General features: G+C 35.2%; 16 protein-coding genes. 2 read left to right on the top strand and 14 right to left on the bottom strand.

From position 1 onward, the window contains the following. Nucleotides 1-10: 10 nt before the first annotated feature. From BKH43_RS03670 to BKH43_RS03645, 6 genes are all read right to left on the bottom strand, one after another. Nucleotides 11-238 carry an NADH-ubiquinone oxidoreductase subunit E family protein gene (locus tag BKH43_RS03670; protein ID WP_095228684.1) on the bottom strand — a complete coding sequence of 76 codons (228 nt, stop codon included), beginning with the start codon at nucleotides 236-238 and terminating at the stop codon, nucleotides 11-13. Nucleotides 239-257: 19 nt separating this feature from the next. After that, complete coding sequence (nuoD, locus tag BKH43_RS03665) at nucleotides 258-1487, bottom strand: NADH dehydrogenase (quinone) subunit D (protein ID WP_095228682.1); 1230 nt, start codon at nucleotides 1485-1487, stop codon at nucleotides 258-260. A gap of 9 nt (nucleotides 1488-1496) precedes the next feature. Further along, entirely contained in the window at nucleotides 1497-2300 is an 804-nt protein-coding gene (locus BKH43_RS03660; RefSeq protein WP_095228680.1) for an NADH-quinone oxidoreductase subunit C, read from the bottom strand. A gap of 46 nt (nucleotides 2301-2346) precedes the next feature. Next, nucleotides 2347-2850, bottom strand: a complete 504-nt coding sequence (locus BKH43_RS03655) for an NADH-quinone oxidoreductase subunit B (RefSeq protein WP_095228678.1) — start codon at nucleotides 2848-2850, stop codon at nucleotides 2347-2349. Further along, nucleotides 2832-3218, bottom strand: coding sequence for an NAD(P)H-quinone oxidoreductase subunit 3 (locus BKH43_RS03650; RefSeq protein ID WP_095228676.1), 387 nt, complete (start codon nucleotides 3216-3218; stop codon nucleotides 2832-2834). Before BKH43_RS03650 ends, BKH43_RS03655 begins: the two co-directional genes overlap by 19 nt. A 206-nt stretch (nucleotides 3219-3424) precedes the next feature. After that, entirely contained in the window at nucleotides 3425-4093 is a 669-nt protein-coding gene (locus tag BKH43_RS03645; RefSeq protein WP_095228675.1) for a YggS family pyridoxal phosphate-dependent enzyme, read from the bottom strand. Nucleotides 4094-4122: 29 nt separating this feature from the next. On the opposite strand from BKH43_RS03645, the gene pseI reads away from it, so the two are divergent. Continuing rightward, nucleotides 4123-5118, top strand: coding sequence for a pseudaminic acid synthase (gene pseI / locus BKH43_RS03640; protein ID WP_095228673.1), 996 nt, complete (start codon nucleotides 4123-4125; stop codon nucleotides 5116-5118). Nucleotides 5119-5121: 3 nt separating this feature from the next. Here pseI and recG read toward each other — a convergent pair whose 3' ends face one another. The 6 genes from recG to panD are packed head-to-tail and all read right to left on the bottom strand — an operon-like array spanning nucleotide 5122 to nucleotide 11406. After that, nucleotides 5122-7026: an ATP-dependent DNA helicase RecG gene (gene recG / locus BKH43_RS03635; protein ID WP_095228671.1), complete on the bottom strand. Its 1905-nt coding sequence runs from the start codon at nucleotides 7024-7026 to the stop codon at nucleotides 5122-5124. 1 nt (nucleotide 7027) lies between these two features. Then, the gene (surE, locus tag BKH43_RS03630; RefSeq protein ID WP_095228669.1) at nucleotides 7028-7822 is read right to left on the bottom strand and encodes a 5'/3'-nucleotidase SurE; all 795 of its coding nucleotides are present in this window, start codon (nucleotides 7820-7822) and stop codon (nucleotides 7028-7030) included. Nucleotides 7823-7844: 22 nt separating this feature from the next. Continuing rightward, nucleotides 7845-8753, bottom strand: coding sequence for a polyprenyl synthetase family protein (locus tag BKH43_RS03625; protein WP_095228667.1), 909 nt, complete (start codon nucleotides 8751-8753; stop codon nucleotides 7845-7847). Nucleotides 8754-8799: 46 nt separating this feature from the next. Further along, the gene (locus tag BKH43_RS03620) at nucleotides 8800-10752 is read right to left on the bottom strand and encodes a PDZ domain-containing protein (RefSeq protein WP_095228665.1); all 1953 of its coding nucleotides are present in this window, start codon (nucleotides 10750-10752) and stop codon (nucleotides 8800-8802) included. Further along, on the bottom strand, nucleotides 10749-11048 hold the full coding sequence (locus tag BKH43_RS03615; protein ID WP_095228663.1) for a YbaB/EbfC family nucleoid-associated protein: 300 nt from the start codon (nucleotides 11046-11048) through the stop codon (nucleotides 10749-10751). The genes BKH43_RS03620 and BKH43_RS03615 overlap by 4 nt, the downstream gene beginning before the upstream one ends. Nucleotides 11049-11061: 13 nt before the next feature. Then, nucleotides 11062-11406 carry an aspartate 1-decarboxylase gene (gene panD / locus BKH43_RS03610; protein ID WP_095228661.1) on the bottom strand — a complete coding sequence of 115 codons (345 nt, stop codon included), beginning with the start codon at nucleotides 11404-11406 and terminating at the stop codon, nucleotides 11062-11064. An 89-nt stretch (nucleotides 11407-11495) separates the two neighbouring features. Here panD and BKH43_RS03605 point away from each other — a divergent pair, with 89 nt between their 5' ends. Beyond that, nucleotides 11496-13901, top strand: coding sequence for a BRCT domain-containing protein (locus BKH43_RS03605; protein WP_095228659.1), 2406 nt, complete (start codon nucleotides 11496-11498; stop codon nucleotides 13899-13901). A 253-nt stretch (nucleotides 13902-14154) separates the two neighbouring features. Here the strand turns inward: BKH43_RS03605 and rpsR are convergent, their stop codons facing one another. Next, on the bottom strand, nucleotides 14155-14412 hold the full coding sequence (rpsR, locus tag BKH43_RS03600; RefSeq protein ID WP_095228657.1) for a 30S ribosomal protein S18: 258 nt from the start codon (nucleotides 14410-14412) through the stop codon (nucleotides 14155-14157). Between the two features lie 9 nt (nucleotides 14413-14421). Continuing rightward, nucleotides 14422-14895, bottom strand: coding sequence for a single-stranded DNA-binding protein (ssb, locus tag BKH43_RS03595; protein WP_095228655.1), 474 nt, complete (start codon nucleotides 14893-14895; stop codon nucleotides 14422-14424). Nucleotides 14896-14906 lie beyond the last annotated feature (11 nt).

Raw genomic sequence — 14906 nt, 5'->3', positions numbered from 1 at the left:
AGCTACTACCTTAGGGCTTTTTAACCACTATGGTCCAGTCTACGTGGTTAAACTGTAAAGAATTCATTAAAATATAGCCTCTTTCTTTTACAAAGTCTGCGCTTTTTTGTATGTTTTCATAAGCGCCCCTTTCAAACAAAAAGATTCCAACTTCTTCACGCTCTAAGCCACTTTCCATAAGCTCTTCTAACTTCCCATAAAAATCACTCTTCAAATGTCTTAAATCATATCTTTTCATTAGCTCAAACCTTCCCTTGTTATCTATCTATCTCACCAAAGATGACATTTGATGAACCTATAGCAGTTACAACATCTGCTAAGTAATGGCCAACTAGCTTTTGTTCCAAAGACTGAAGATGGTAAAAGCTAGGTGCTTTTACTTTAACCCTATGAGGATAGGCTTCTCCAAGTGAACTTATAAAAAAGCCTAGCTCTCCTTTTGGACTTTCTGTAGGTGCGTAAACTTCTCCTTTTGGAGGACGCATACCTTGAGTTACTAAAACAAAGTGCTGCATCAAAGAGTAGTTTTGAGTCATGATTTGTTCTTTTGGCGAAGATATATAATTTGGTGCATGTGCCATAAGTGGTGTATCTGTGTACTTATAAAGCCTTAGGGCTTGTTCTATGATACTAATAGACTGATATATCTCTTCCATATAAAGTAGATATCTACCATAAGAATCACCACTATTAGTATAAGGCACATCAAACTCTAACTCATCATAAACAGCATAAGGCTCTTCTCTTCTTATATCATGCTTTATGCCAGTACTTCTTAGCATAACTCCACTTAGTCCCCACTCTTTAGCTTCAGCAGCGCTAAACTTTGCCACGTTTTCTAGTCTTAAACGCCAGATTCTGTTTTTATCTAAAAGACCTCTTACAAGATTAGTGGAATCTATAACTTGCTTCATGCAATCTCTTGCATCATCTATCCACTTATCATCTATATCTAGTGGCACTCCCCCTATCCTAATGGCATGGTGAGTAAGCCTAGCCCCACAGTAGTCTTCCATCAAGTCTAGTAGATATTCCCTACCTTTAAAAGCGTATAAGAAAACTGACATAGCACCAACATCTAGTGCATGTGTTGCTATAAAAAGGAAGTGAGACATGATTCTATTTATCTCAAGTATTAACACTCTTATAACGTGCGCACGTCTTGGTACTTCTATACCAAGTAAAGTTTCAACACCATGAGCAAAGGCGAAGTTATTAGAACTTGCTGCTGTATAGTCCATCCTATCAGTAGTAGGCATAAACTCATTATAAATCATATTTTCTGCTAGCTTTTCTACACCTCTATGAAGGTAGCCTATATCAGGAAGTGCTCTTTTAACTTTTTCTCCATCAAGTTCTAGCACTAGTCTTAGCTGACCGTGTGCGCTAGGGTGTTGTGGGCCAAAGTTTAAGACCATATGGCTATCATCTTGTTCAAACATAACGTTTTCAAACTGCGTTTGAAGCTTATTATAAAACTGTGCCACTACCTCTCCTTACTTTCTCTTATCTAGTTTTTTGGTCTTTTTAGGACTAAGTTTTTTTACAACTAAAGGCTTATGTGCTTCTTGATAAGTTACTTCTGTAGTTAGCTCGCTTGGCTTTTCACCTCTTGGGACTTCCTTGCCTATACGTGCAAAATGCACTGTATCTTCCCTATCTATCCTTGCACTATCTCTTTGCTCAGGTCCTATGATATCTCTATACTCCCTACCAAAAACTTTATCTACTTCATACCAACTAGCAGCTTCATCACCTTGTAAGGGATAACTTTTTCTTAGAGGGTGACCTACCCAGTCAGTTGGCATTAAGATTCTTTTCATAAAAGGATGACCTTCAAACCTAATACCTAGCATATCATAGCACTCTCTCTCACTCCAGTTAGCACACTTATATATATCACTAACACTAGGCATATCTTCGCCTTCACTAAGTGAACACTTAACTCTTAGTCTTTTTCTGCCTTTATTTTTTTCATCAAGTGAAAGTATTTGATAAAACATCTCTAAGGTATTATTAATTGCTAAATTATCTATAGCACTAAGCTCACTTAATACATCATAACCTAGTGACTTTAAGGTTACTAAAGTCTCTCTTAGTTCATCTTTGCTTACATAAAAAACAGCTTGATTAAGCTCTACATAACCTTCTACTTCTACTTTTTGCTTTAAGGCTTCATAAACTTCTAAAAAAGGGCTATCTTCAAAAGCCACTCTGTGCGAAAGTATAGGCTCATAGAATCTATCTGTATGGTAGGGTTTTTTTTGCACGTCTAAAGACGGCGATTTTCTTCTTATCATTCTTTAAACTTCCTTTAGTTCATATGCATTTGATAACTTTATAAATTTACAAAAGTCGTTTTTTTGCTTCTGGTGTAAAGGCTCTTTGTTTTCTTATTTTTTGCTGTAAAACCATCATGGCATACTGCAAGGTCTCTGGACGTGGGGCACAACCTGGGAGATAGATATCAACTGGGATTATCCTATCTACTCCTTGAACTGTCGCATAGGTATTAAACATACCGCCAGTATTAGCACAACTTCCCATAGATACTACCCACTTAGGCTCAGGCATCTGATCATAAAGACGCCTTGTAAACTCAGCATGCTTTTTAGTAAGCGTGCCCGCTATTATCATCACATCACTTTGACGTGGGGAAGCACGAAAGATTATCCCAAATCTATCAAAGTCAAAACGTGATCCACCAGTTGCCATCATCTCTATAGCACAGCATGCTAGTCCATAAGTTAAAGGCCAAAGAGAGTTGCTTCTCCCCCAGTTTAATAGCTTATCAACAGTGCTTAAAGCTACAGGTAAGCCCTTGGTATAGTCTACTTGATGTCTTGCCATGAAAGCGCTCCTCTTTTCCACGCGTAAAAAAAGCCTATAGCAAGTAAAACTATAAAACATATCATTTCTACAAAACCTAAGATTCCAAGATGTCTATACTCTAATGCCCAAGGGATCATAAAAACTACTTCCACATCAAAAAGTATAAATAAAAGGGCTATGATGTAAAACTGGTTAGAGATCTTATTAGGCTGCTTTACTGGGATGGGTCCACACTCATAAGGAGCATTTTTTAACTTTTCTGTGCGTTTGCTAGCAAGAGATCTAGAGATTATCCTCTGACCTCTAAGTGTAAGTTGAAATACTATAACCGTAAATGCGAAGATTAAAAATGCACCAAAGTATGGGTGCTCTAACATAGGGGTCATTACAAATTTCCTTATTTTAGCTTTTGGGTTTGATAATTTTAATACACTTAATCGCTCTAAAATCAATCAATTCTTGCATAAGGCTTTAAGTTATATCTACAAGTTAGCTGTATTAACTGCATAAAAATTTAATCTAGATAATCTATTTTAGATTTCGTAATTTTAGTACAAATAATCCCATTTATCTTTAAAAAAAGCTTTTTATGTCATTTTTTAAAGATAGCACTTCCTATCCTAACTAGATTAGACCCATTAGCTATAGCTAGTTCATAATCACTACTCATACCCATAGAAAGCACACTTAAAACACCTATCTCATCAAATAAATCCTTAGTTTTTTTAAAACTTTTTTCTATAACTGCCCTATCTTCTACATGGGCTCCTATGCACATAAGACCTAGTATTTTTAAGTTCTTACACTCTTTACTTATAACTTCAAAAGCCTCTAAAAGTTCTTCTTCTAAAAAGCCACTTTTACTCTCTTCCCTGGCGCTATTAACTTGCAAAAGACAGTTTAAAGTTTCATTTTTAAATTCTAAGTGTTTTTGTAAAAGTCTAGCTAGCTTTAAGCTATCAAGGCTTTCAAAAAGCTCTAAGCCAACTTCACTATGAAGCTCTAACATGCCATTAATCTTGTTAGTTTGTAAATGACCTATCATATGCCACTTTGCTTTAGGCAACTCTAGGGCTTTAAGCTTTAAATCTTGAATCTTATTTTCCCCAAAACGCATTTGTCCACAAGCAAAGGCCTCTTTTATGGAATCTATATCAGTATACTTGCTTACTGCTAGAAGTTCTACTTTGTGATTTGGTGAATAGTTTTTAGCTGCTTTTTCTATCTTTAAGGTGATATTTTTAAGATTTTCTTTTATCATACTTTTATCTTTCTCAAATAAGGATTTTCATGCCCTTTATAATAGCTGAGCTAAGTGCTAATCACAACCAAGACTTAGACTTAGCAAAAAAAACCTTACATGCCATAGCTAGAAGTGGGGCAAATGCAGTGAAGTTTCAGACCTATAAACCAAGCTGCTTAACTCTAGATTCTAACTTAGAGTACTTCAAGATTAAAAGTGGACTTTGGAAGGATAAAACTTTATGGGAGCTTTATGAAGAAGCTTATATGCCTTGGGAGTGGCATGAAGAGTTATATAAACTAGCAAAAGAGTTAAAACTAGTAGCCTTTAGTAGTCCTTTTAGTGTAGAAGGAGTTAAGTTTTTAGAAACATTAAATAACCCTATATATAAAGTAGCTAGCTTTGAAGTAGGTCATGTACCACTTTTAAAAGCCATAGCTAAAACTAAAAAACCAGTTATCTTAAGCACTGGAGTATGTAATGATGATGAGTTAGAAAATGCACTAAGTATACTAAAAGGACTTGATATAACCTTGCTTCACTGTACCTCATCTTATCCTGCAACCCTGGCTAAATCCTCCCTTTATAAGATAAAAGACTTGCAAGCTAAGTATCCATCTTGCAAGATAGGACTAAGTGATCATACACTAGGCTATGCTGCACCTTTGATAGCTTTAAGTCTTGGGGCAAGTACTATAGAAAAACACTTCATACTAGATAAAAGCCTGGGTGGGGTTGATAGTGCATTTAGCATGGATGAAGGTGAGTTTAAAGAAATGGTAGATGTACTTAAAGATGCAAAAAAGGCTTTAAGTAAAGATCTTACAAGTAAGGAAGTAGATATAAAGGCTGGGCGTGAGTTTGCAAGGAGTCTTTTTATAGTGCGCGATGCTAAAAAAGGTGAAGTTATAACTAAGGATTTGCTAGCTTGTGTGCGTCCTAATCTAGGCTTAAGCCCTTTAAAGCTAGAAAGTATACTAGGTAAGAAACTAGCCTGTGATGTAAGTAAAAACCATCCATTAAAAAAAGATGATATAGACTAGATTTTATAAAGCTTCTATATTGGCAAGGGCTTCTTTAAGTAAGTCTATATCTCTTTTAATATCAAAGAATTTAAACTCATCTCCACTTTGTGCTATGCCATCTATCAAGTCTCCACTACTTCTATACTCTAAGTCAAGCTCAGCTATATCAAAACCACTTAGAGTTTTAGAAAAACGCTCTAGCCTAGTAAGGGCTTCTTTTTGCATATTAGAGTTTGCATCTTTAAGATCACTTTTAGCAAAGTCTAGTTTAGTGCACAAAAAGCAGTAGCCTTTAAGGCCATTTCTACTAACCCTACCTCGTAACTGATGAAGGCTAGCAAGCCCTAAAAGCTCAGCTCCCATGATAACAACTACACTTAAAAGAGGCAGTGATAATCCAACTTCAACCATGGTAGTAGCTAGCAAGATAGCCCCTTTAGTTTCCCTAAACTGCTCTAAAACAGAATCTTTTTCTTTATCTTTGCCATGAGTTACATAGACTTTTTCAAAGTTTTTTATCCAGTACTCTTTTGCTTCTTCTAATGAAAGGTAGCTTGATCTAGTACCAAAACTTTCATTTTTAGATTCCATCTTTTGTACTAATGGGTAAATAACTGCTACTTGATGCCCTTTAGCAAGCTCAGATCTTATAGTCTCTAACACCTTAGAAAAACCCTTAGTATCAACTATAGATGTAGTGATATCTTTTTTAAAAGGAAGATCTTTTATAAAGCTAAAGTTTATATAACTACTTTTTATCATAGCCATAGTACGTGGTATAGGAGTAGCTGAAAACTGAAAAATATGGGATTTAAGAGCGCTTTTTTTAGATGTAAGTGCTTCAAGCTTACTTCTTTGCTTGGTCCCAAATCTATGTTGTTCATCACTCATAACTATACTAAAGTCTTTAAAAACATCATCTTCTAAGAACAAAAGAGCTTGTGTGCCTATAACAAAATGGGCATTTTCAAGACTACTAGCAAACAAAATATCTTCTCTAAACTGCACTTGCTGGCTAGTTTTAAGCACTACTTGTATATGACTTGGCAAGAATTTTAATGCTTCAGCATAAAGCTGGGTAGCAAGGATGGTAGTTGGGGCCATAAGTAGTACTCTTTTAGGAAAACTCATAGCAACTACACTTAAAATAACCATAGTCTTACCACAGCCCACATCACCCATAATGATACGTCTAGCTTGCAAAGTGCTAGATAAGTCTAACTGCACATCCTTTATAGCCTGCATCTGGCCACTAGTTAGGCTAAAAGGAAGGCTAGATAAAAAGGCTTTTAACTGCTTAGTGCTAGCTTCAAGAGGCAGGGTCACTTTAGCTTTAAAGTCTCTTTTTTTAAAGCTAAGTCTATATAGATAAAGCCAAATTTCTACATACTTTAAAGCATCCATATTAGCCTTAGGCAAGGTGTTATTTACCTTATAAGATTTAAAAAAAGAAAGGCTAGGTTTAAAGACTTCTTCTATCAAACTAGCCCTTTTAGAATCTACTCCTAAGGCTTTCAAAGCTTGGGCAGTGATTTTTTCTCTTTCTGGATTTTTTTTGCCATTAAAGATAGGAGTGATGGTATCTAGAGTGGTTATAGGCTTAGGATTACTAACTTGAAGATGATTAAGCTTATTTTCTAACTTGCCATAGAGATTTAAAGTAGTGCCTACTTTAAACATACTTTTATGAAAAGGTCTATGATTAAAAATATAAATGCTAAGTGGCAAGTTAAGCTTAGTTAAGTAAGCCTCGATTAAAAGATATTTTCTTAAGTCTTTAAGACCTAATATCTCTACGCTAAAAGCCCCTGTAGCAGCAGAGTTAAAGTCTGGCTTACTAACTTCAAAGGTTGATATATATCTTTTTGGTACATCTAAGGCAAGATATAAAAGACTAAGATCTTTAGGCTTTTTATCTATAGGCATGCTAGAGATTTAAGTCTTTTATCTTTTGTATATCTTCATAGCTTGTTAGATCTAAACTTAAAGGAGTTAAGGATATAAACCCTTCCTTTATGGCTTTGTAGTCAGATTCTAAGCCCCTGCCATCTTCTCTCTCGCTTAAAACTAGTCTCATGTTTCCTAACCAGTAGTACTTGACATTGCGCGGATTTATATTTTCTTCATAGCTTAGTTGATAATGTCTATAACCTAGTTGGGTTACTTTTGAAGCACCATTATAAACGCTAGCATGGGGTATATTTATATTTAAAACTCTTCTAGTTTCAAGCATATAGCCCTCTTTAAAGATCTTTTCTACTAGCTTATGTATAAAGTTTTGTCCAACACTTAGATCTAAGGGAAGACTTTCAGCATTAAGATCTTTATCTTGTATGTACTGAGAGATAGCTATGCTTGGCACACCATGAAGCGCTCCTTCTATAGCTCCTGCTACTGTTCCAGAGTAGGTTACATCTTCACCTACATTTGAGCCTAAGTTGATGCCAGAGACTACAAGATCAGGCTTTTTATCTTTAAAAAGGGTAGCTAATGCCATGTATATGCAGTCAGTTGGACTTCCATCATCAAGCTTATAAAAGTCTTTTTCTACTTCTATAAGTCTTAAAGGCTTAGTTATATTTAGCCCATGCCCACAAGCTGACTTTTCAGTAGCTGGTGCTACAACTACTACTCTTCCTAGCGGAGATAGGGCCTCTTTTAATGCACGTATACCGTGGCTAAAGTAGCCATCATCATTAGTAAGTAAGATCACTTTTTGCAATAGTTTATCCTTAAGATAGTTTTTATTTTTGTTGTAAGGTAAGTTTGGAATCAAAGTCCTTGCTGTACTGTAAGAATATAGATTCTAAAACTTGCTTAGTTTTTGGATTTATATCTCTTTGTATCTCTTGTAAGTGTACTTCTAGTGCTTTTTTTATCTCTTCTAGCTTTTTCATACTTCCTTGCAAGCCTAGTAGATTAACATAGCTATTTTTATTAGCATCATTATTAGTAGTTTTTCCAGCTACTTCCATACTTAAACTAACATCCATCACATCATCTAAAACTTGAAAGTAAAGTCCTAAAAGCATGCCAAACTTTTCTAAAGCTTGTAGCGCTTTAGAATCTAATACTGAGATAAGACCTCCCATTTTAAGCGCAGCACTTATAAGCCTTGCAGTTTTGTTTAGATGTATAAGTTCTAACTTATCTAAAGGCAACTTTTGGTTTTCAAAGTAGCAATCAAGTGCTTGTCCTAGCACCATGCCCTCTATCCCTCCATAGCTACTTAAAACTTCAATTAAGCTAATCTTTACTTCACTACTAAGAGCAGCTCTTGCTAGAAGGTTAAAAGCATAAGTATTAAGCGCATCTCCTACTAAAACAGCTAGGGTCTCACCATATTTTTTATGCAAAGTAGTATGCCCTCTTCTTAAGTCTGCATTGTCCATACAAGGGAGGTCATCATGGATTAAAGAGTAAGTATGAAAGACTTCTAAGGCTAGGGCTACTTTAAAGCTATTAGGAAGTAGTTCAGGTGCATTAGCAAGCACTACACCAAAAAGTAGTCTTGGGCGAAAACGTTTACCACCATTTATCACCATCTCCCAAGTAGCATCTTCAAAGTAGGGATGAAAGCTTTTTATAACTGGTTTAGAATCTTTTAAAAAGACTTCAAACTCATCACAAACCTTATCTATCTCTTGTATCAATTTTTACTTCCTTATAGTTTTACATTTTTAAACTAGCATTTCAAGCTTACTTTACAACTAGCCTAAACTCAAACCCATCCCTGCTAATAAGCATATCAAGGCTTCCTAAATCAAGCTTTGTATCTTTAGTCTCTTGCTTATTAGCCTTAGTGATAGAGCCCATAGAGTTAGTATCCATGGCATTAGGTGTAGAATCAAGCATAGGAGAGTTCATATTTAAAAAAGCTTCTAAGTCAGCCCCACTTTTTAAGCCTCCTTGTTCATTATCCATACTTTCTTTAGTCATAGAGTTTTGCATGGAATTAGCTTTTTCTTTAACAGGCTTTTTAGAAGAGTGTTTATTAGCAAACTGTGCTATGTAGCTAGCTAGCTCATCTTCTTTACTTTTTGGGCTAGAGTTTATTAAAGTAGCTTTATTAGATTTAACCTTCATCATATAAAGCTTAGTAAAAAGCTCTCTTAAGGTCTTATCTCTATTAATATGCATAGGTTTTATATACTCTTTTAGATCTAGATTATTAATCTTAAGTATCTTATCACCTTTTTTTAGCTCACTAAACTTACCACTGCTTGGCGCGCTTAAGACCACAAAGTCATCACTTAGCTTTAAGTTAAAACGCTCTAAAAAGCTATCAGGCAGCAAAAGTCCCCCATATCTTTTACCAGCCCTTACTTCAAAACTTAGCACCTTTCCATCTCGTCTTACATCAACTTTAACTAAGCTTCCTTGTTTTAGGTTTAGTATGCGCTCACTTAAGTCTTTAAAAGACCTAGGTGCTACGTTATTAATAGAGATTAAAACATCTCCTTTCCTAAAAGGGTTATCTTTAAAAAATGGGTCTACATAAAGTACTTCAAAGTTTGCATTTTCTGCATCACTAAGTTTAAATCTAACTCCTATATCTCCATAGTGCACACTTTTAGAATCTAAAAAGCGCATAATATAAGGCTTTTCTATAAAAGAATCCCCTCCAACACCTATGCCATAAATCTGATAGCAGATATTACTAAGTACTCCATTTTGTGCTATATGGCCATTTATACGTCCATAGTCTAAAAAGCCCTCTTGTGCTTTTGCAAGTCTAACTCCCCTTGCCCCTTTAGCATCTGCACTTACAAGCTCTCTAGTTCTAGCATAAGTATCTATGTCCATTAAGGTATAACCTAGCTTTGATTTTAAATTAGAATCTAGTAAAAAAAGTCCGCTAAAAGGATCATACTTTGCTACTCTTGCGTCCTTTGGTCTAGTCTTACTAAACCCAACAAAGCCCTTTCCTTTTAAGTAAACTGCGTAAGTGCCATCACCTAAGCGCAAACTTGCTTGATGATAGTAGTCTCCACAAGCTGCATAATCTAGCCTTTCCCCACTAGCGCTAACTGGATAAAGACCTTCTACTTTTTGCACTCCAAAAGACTTATCAGAAAGCATGGGCTCTTTTTGAGCTAAAGCATCTTTTTTTACATCCTTCATCTCTTGCATGCTAGATTCTTTAATCTCATGTTTATCTTCATCTGAAGTAGAGTTTAAAGCAAGCGCGTCATCTTGCACACTAGCTTTATCTAAAGCTTCATTAGAGTTTTTATTAGAATCTAAACTAAGGTCTGCACTAGAGTTTGCCTCAGTGTTTTTGCTCATGTAAGTGTTTGTATCTAGACTAGGTTTACCATCTAGTAGTGCATTTGTTACATTCATCTCATGTGCGTCTACTTTTATAAGCTTGGCACTTTTCTTAGGACCAGTAGGACTAGACTTTAAACTTAGCTCTTCTTTAGTCATAGAATCTAGCAGCACTGTTTCTTTAGGATAAAACTTTCCACTACTAAAGCTACCACTTTGAAACTCATCTATAGCATTAGCATTAGGCGCATCTACATTTTGCATACTAGCACCCATATTTGTAGAGGATATAGCAGGATTTGAAGTATTAGAATCTTGCGCGCTAAGCACACTTACAAGCAAACATCCTAGTGCGACTTTGCTAAAGGTTGAAGTCTTCATTTAAAAGGGTTAAGATCTTTCATTTTAGTCATAGCAGATTCTTTTTTAAAATTATCAGCTTCTTTGTTAGCTTCATTTATAGCGCTTATTAAAAGCACTTGAAGGCTACTTTTATCTTCTAAAAGTTCATCATCTATGATTAGATCTATAACTTCGCCACTACCATTTATCTTAACTTCTACTAGTCCACCACCACTTTTAACAGAAAAAATCTTATCTTTACCTTCGTTTTTAAAGCCTTCAAGCTGCTCTTCAATACTGCCCATTAAGGTTTCTAACATCTTTGGATCAAGCATAATTTTCCTTTTTTTAAATTATTAGATTTTTAGAATCTACTTGCACTATACGCGGCTCAAAACTCTCTGCCTCATTTAAAGACATCTGCGCGTAAGCTATAATTATAACCACATCGCCAGTTTGTACTAGCCTTGCTGCAGCACCATTTACACATACAGTGCCAGGAACTTCGCTTTCTATGACATAGGTACTAAATCTAGCACCATTATTAACATTAACTATATCAACTTTTATGCCAGGTAGTAACTTAGCTGCTTGTATAAGCTTTATATCAAGGCTAATAGAGCCTATATAGTTAAGATTGCTATCAGTGATGGTTGCACGGTGGATCTTTGAGTACAACATATTAACAGTCATGTCATCAAGCCTTTTTCTCTTGTAAATAATTGAGTAAGATTCTAGCATAAGCTTAGGATTTACCACATAGATATTAGGGGCTAACTTTCATGCAAAAAATCAAAACTACAAAAGACTACAAAGACGCCATAGATAGATTAAACATCTATGCTAGGGCTTACTACACAGGCCATACACCTTTAATCGATGATAAAAGCTATGACTTACTTTATAGAGAAGTAAAAGCTTATGAGATAAATCATCCCATAGACCCACTCTCTCCTACTCAAAGAGTGGGCGATAAACTCTTAAATGACTTTAAAAAAAGTAATCATATGCATAGGATGTGGAGCTTAGATGATATATTTAACAAACAAGAGTTTGCAACCTGGCTAAAAACCTTACTTAAAAATATAAATGACTTAAACTACAACTTAGAAGAGTATAGCTTTTGTGTCTCACCTAAGTTTGATGGCTTAAGTCTTAATCTACTTTATAAAGAAGGAAGGCTAGTAGTAGCAAGCACTAGAGGGGATGGAGAAGTAGGAGAGATAGTAACTGAACAAGCAAAGCTTATACAAGATCTGCCTTTACATATACCTTTTAATAAGACTATAGAGATAAGAGGTGAAGTAGTTATCTCTAAAGAAAACTTCAAAGCTTATAACAAAACCCAACTAGACCTAGGATATAAAACTTATGCTAATCCTAGAAATCTTGCTAATGCAACCCTAAGACAGCTAGACTTAAAAGTAGTAGCTGAAAGAAAGCTAGAGTTTATCCCTTGGGGTATAGGCTACAGTGAAGAAGATTCTAAAAGTCTTTTTAGCTTGATGCAACTTGTCTTAAGTTTTGGCTTTAAGGATAACTTTATGAAGCACTTTATCCTCCCAAAACACAAACTAGAATCTACACTTATGCCAACTTTTCAAAACATAAACGTATTAGAAGAGAAAAAAAGGCTTTTAAGAAAAGACTATGAAAGTATGCATAAGCCCTTAGAAGATGCCTATCTTGATATACAAAAACAAAGAGAGGAGTATGAGTGTGAACTAGATGGAGCTGTGATAGTACTAGATGATAGAGCCTTGCAAGCTAAGCTAGGCTTTAGCGTAAAAGTGCCTCGCTTTGCTTGTGCTTATAAGTTTAAAGCAACTTATGAAGAAACTAAGCTGCTTGATGTCTCTTGGCAGCTAGGAAGAAGTGGAGTTTTAACTCCTGTGGCCTTATTAGAACCAGTCATGCTTCAAGGAGCAACTATATCTAGGGCAAGCTTGCATAATGTAGATGAGATAAAAAGGCTAGATATAAAGTTAAATGACACAGTTTTAATCACTAGAAGTGGAGATGTCATCCCTAAAATAGAAAGCGTGATACTAGAAAAAAGAGACAGTAACACTAAAGATATAATCTTGCCAACTACTTGTCCAGTCTGCCATGAAGAAGTAAGCTTTATAAAAGATCTTAAAAGCGGTAGCACAAAGATAATGTGTACTAATAAGACTTGTGTTGGAATCTTAAAAGCCAAACTTAGCTTTTATACAACCAAAGACTGCATGGATATAGAAAATCTAGCAAGTAGTACTATATCTAGTCTAGTAGATGCCAAACTAGTTAGAACTATAAAAGATCTTTACTTTTTAAAAAAAGAAGACTTACTAAGCCTTGAAGGCTTTAAGGATAAAAAAGCCCTAAAGATAATAGATTCTATAAAAGCTAGCATTGCTTCAAGAAATCTTTGGAAGTTTATAAACGCCCTAAGCATAGCAAATGTTGGCAAAGAAAGCTCTAAAGTCTTAGAATCTAATCTAGGCTTAAAATGCTTTGAAGCAAGCTTAGAAATCTTAGAAACTCTGCCAGATCTAAGCAGTGATACTTGCACTTCATTTTATAACTACTGCAAGGACAATAAACAAGAGATAGAAAACTTACTAGATATAACTAAGCCTTTTGTTGCTTTAAGCACAAAACCTCTAGGCTTAAATCTAACTAAGATAGCCCTAAGCGGATCTTTTGATATATCTCAAGATAGCTTAAGTGCACTTTTAAGCTCTCAAGGCTTTAAAGTCACTAAAACTGTTAACAAGCAAACAAACCTCTTAATCCAAAGCACCAAAGGGAGTAATCAAGAACAAGAAGCACTAAGACTAGGCAAAAAGATACTAAAAGTAAGTGATACATTACATATTTTAGAAGAAGTTTATAAGACTTTAAATATAAACAAAGACGACATAGATTTAATAAAAAAAATGCCTTTAGATGCAGAAAAAAAGAGTATCGTCCTAACAGGTGCGCTTGATATAAGTAGAAGCAAGCTAACACAGATACTAGAAGAAGCAGGCTATGAAGTGAAAAATGCAGTAAATAAAGACACCACCCTCTTAATAGAAGGCGCTAGTAAAGGAAATACTCCTAGCTCAAAGATGCAAAGTGCACTAAAACTTGGTGTAAAAGTCTTGCAACTTGAAGATAGTGCTAATATCTTAGAGAAAATAGATGAAGCTTTAAAAGAGTAAAAATGAAAGCTTTAAAGCTTGCGTGAAGCTAAAGTTTTAAGCTAGGAGTTAAAGATCGTTTTGTGTGTAGATAGCTGTCTGTCAAAAACGATGGAATCTAGTTTTAGGTTTACGTAAGAGATGAGGCTAGAAAGAGGTTTTAAGATTTAAAAGTTAAATCAAGATGGATTGAAGGAGTTAGCTAAGACTTAAAAACCTCTTAGTCTTTTTATAATATGAGAACTAAGAGGCTTTAAAGTCTGCTTACTAAGTCTTAAGAAAGTCTAAAAGGATTTTCTACAACTTTTTTGCTATCAACAACATAAGGGATTAAGGCCATGTGTCTAGCTCTTTTTATAGCTACTTCTACTCTTTCTTGCCACTTTTTAGTATTACCTGTAAGGCGTCTTGGCATGATTTTATATCTCTCAGATAAAGAGTGTTTTAGCATCTCTATATCTTTATAGTCTATAAACTCTATCTTTGCTTCTGTGTATTTGCAGTATCTTTTTGAATATTTTTTACGTTCCATATCTTTCCTTTAAAATGGTATATCATCATCTATATCAACAACTGGTATTTGTTCTTCTTGCTGAGGTTTAGGGTCACTTTTTGGCTGGCCATAAGAGTTAGAACTAGCATAGTTTCCAGATGAATTAGACTGAGCTTGAGGATAGTCACTACTTTGAGACTTAGAATCTAACATCTGCATGGTTTCAACAGCTATAGTGTGTTTTGATCTAGGACTGCCATTTTGATCTTTCCAAGTCTCTAGTGTAAGTCTACCTTCAATAAGCACTTTTGAGCCTTTCTTAAGGTACTCATTAGCCACTTCTGCACTTCTTCCAAAAAGTTTTGCATCTATGTATAAAACTTCATCTTGTGTAGTGCCATCACTTCTTTTATATCTTCTATTACTAGCTAATCCTATAGTAGCTAAGGCAGTACCGCTAGGAAGGTGCTTAAAGTCAACATCTCTAGTTAGGTTTCCTACTATTATGACCTTGTTATACATTTGTGACCTTT

Source organism: Helicobacter sp. 13S00401-1, assembly GCF_002272925.1.
GTDB lineage: Bacteria > Campylobacterota > Campylobacteria > Campylobacterales > Helicobacteraceae > Helicobacter_I.
This window is presented reverse-complemented; position numbering and strand designations above follow the sequence as displayed.

Bases quoted from the DNA above. Each gene is read 5' to 3' on its own strand.
- BKH43_RS03615 (WP_095228663.1), bottom strand. From the start codon at position 11,048: ATGCTTGATCCAAAGATGTTAGAAACCTTAATGGGCAGTATTGAAGAG.
- panD (WP_095228661.1), bottom strand. From the start codon at position 11,406: ATGACTGTTAATATGTTGTACTCAAAGATCCACCGTGCAACCATCACT.
- BKH43_RS03645 (WP_095228675.1), bottom strand. From the start codon at position 4,093: ATGATAAAAGAAAATCTTAAAAATATCACCTTAAAGATAGAAAAAGCA.
- BKH43_RS03660 (WP_095228680.1), bottom strand. From the start codon at position 2,300: ATGATAAGAAGAAAATCGCCGTCTTTAGACGTGCAAAAAAAACCCTAC.
- BKH43_RS03620 (WP_095228665.1), bottom strand. From the start codon at position 10,752: ATGAAGACTTCAACCTTTAGCAAAGTCGCACTAGGATGTTTGCTTGTA.
- BKH43_RS03605 (WP_095228659.1), top strand. From the start codon at position 11,496: ATGCAAAAAATCAAAACTACAAAAGACTACAAAGACGCCATAGATAGA.
- BKH43_RS03670 (WP_095228684.1), bottom strand. From the start codon at position 238: ATGAAAAGATATGATTTAAGACATTTGAAGAGTGATTTTTATGGGAAG.
- recG (WP_095228671.1), bottom strand. From the start codon at position 7,026: ATGCCTATAGATAAAAAGCCTAAAGATCTTAGTCTTTTATATCTTGCC.
- BKH43_RS03655 (WP_095228678.1), bottom strand. From the start codon at position 2,850: ATGGCAAGACATCAAGTAGACTATACCAAGGGCTTACCTGTAGCTTTA.
- BKH43_RS03650 (WP_095228676.1), bottom strand. From the start codon at position 3,218: ATGACCCCTATGTTAGAGCACCCATACTTTGGTGCATTTTTAATCTTC.
- ssb (WP_095228655.1), bottom strand. From the start codon at position 14,895: ATGTATAACAAGGTCATAATAGTAGGAAACCTAACTAGAGATGTTGAC.
- pseI (WP_095228673.1), top strand. From the start codon at position 4,123: ATGCCCTTTATAATAGCTGAGCTAAGTGCTAATCACAACCAAGACTTA.
- rpsR (WP_095228657.1), bottom strand. From the start codon at position 14,412: ATGGAACGTAAAAAATATTCAAAAAGATACTGCAAATACACAGAAGCA.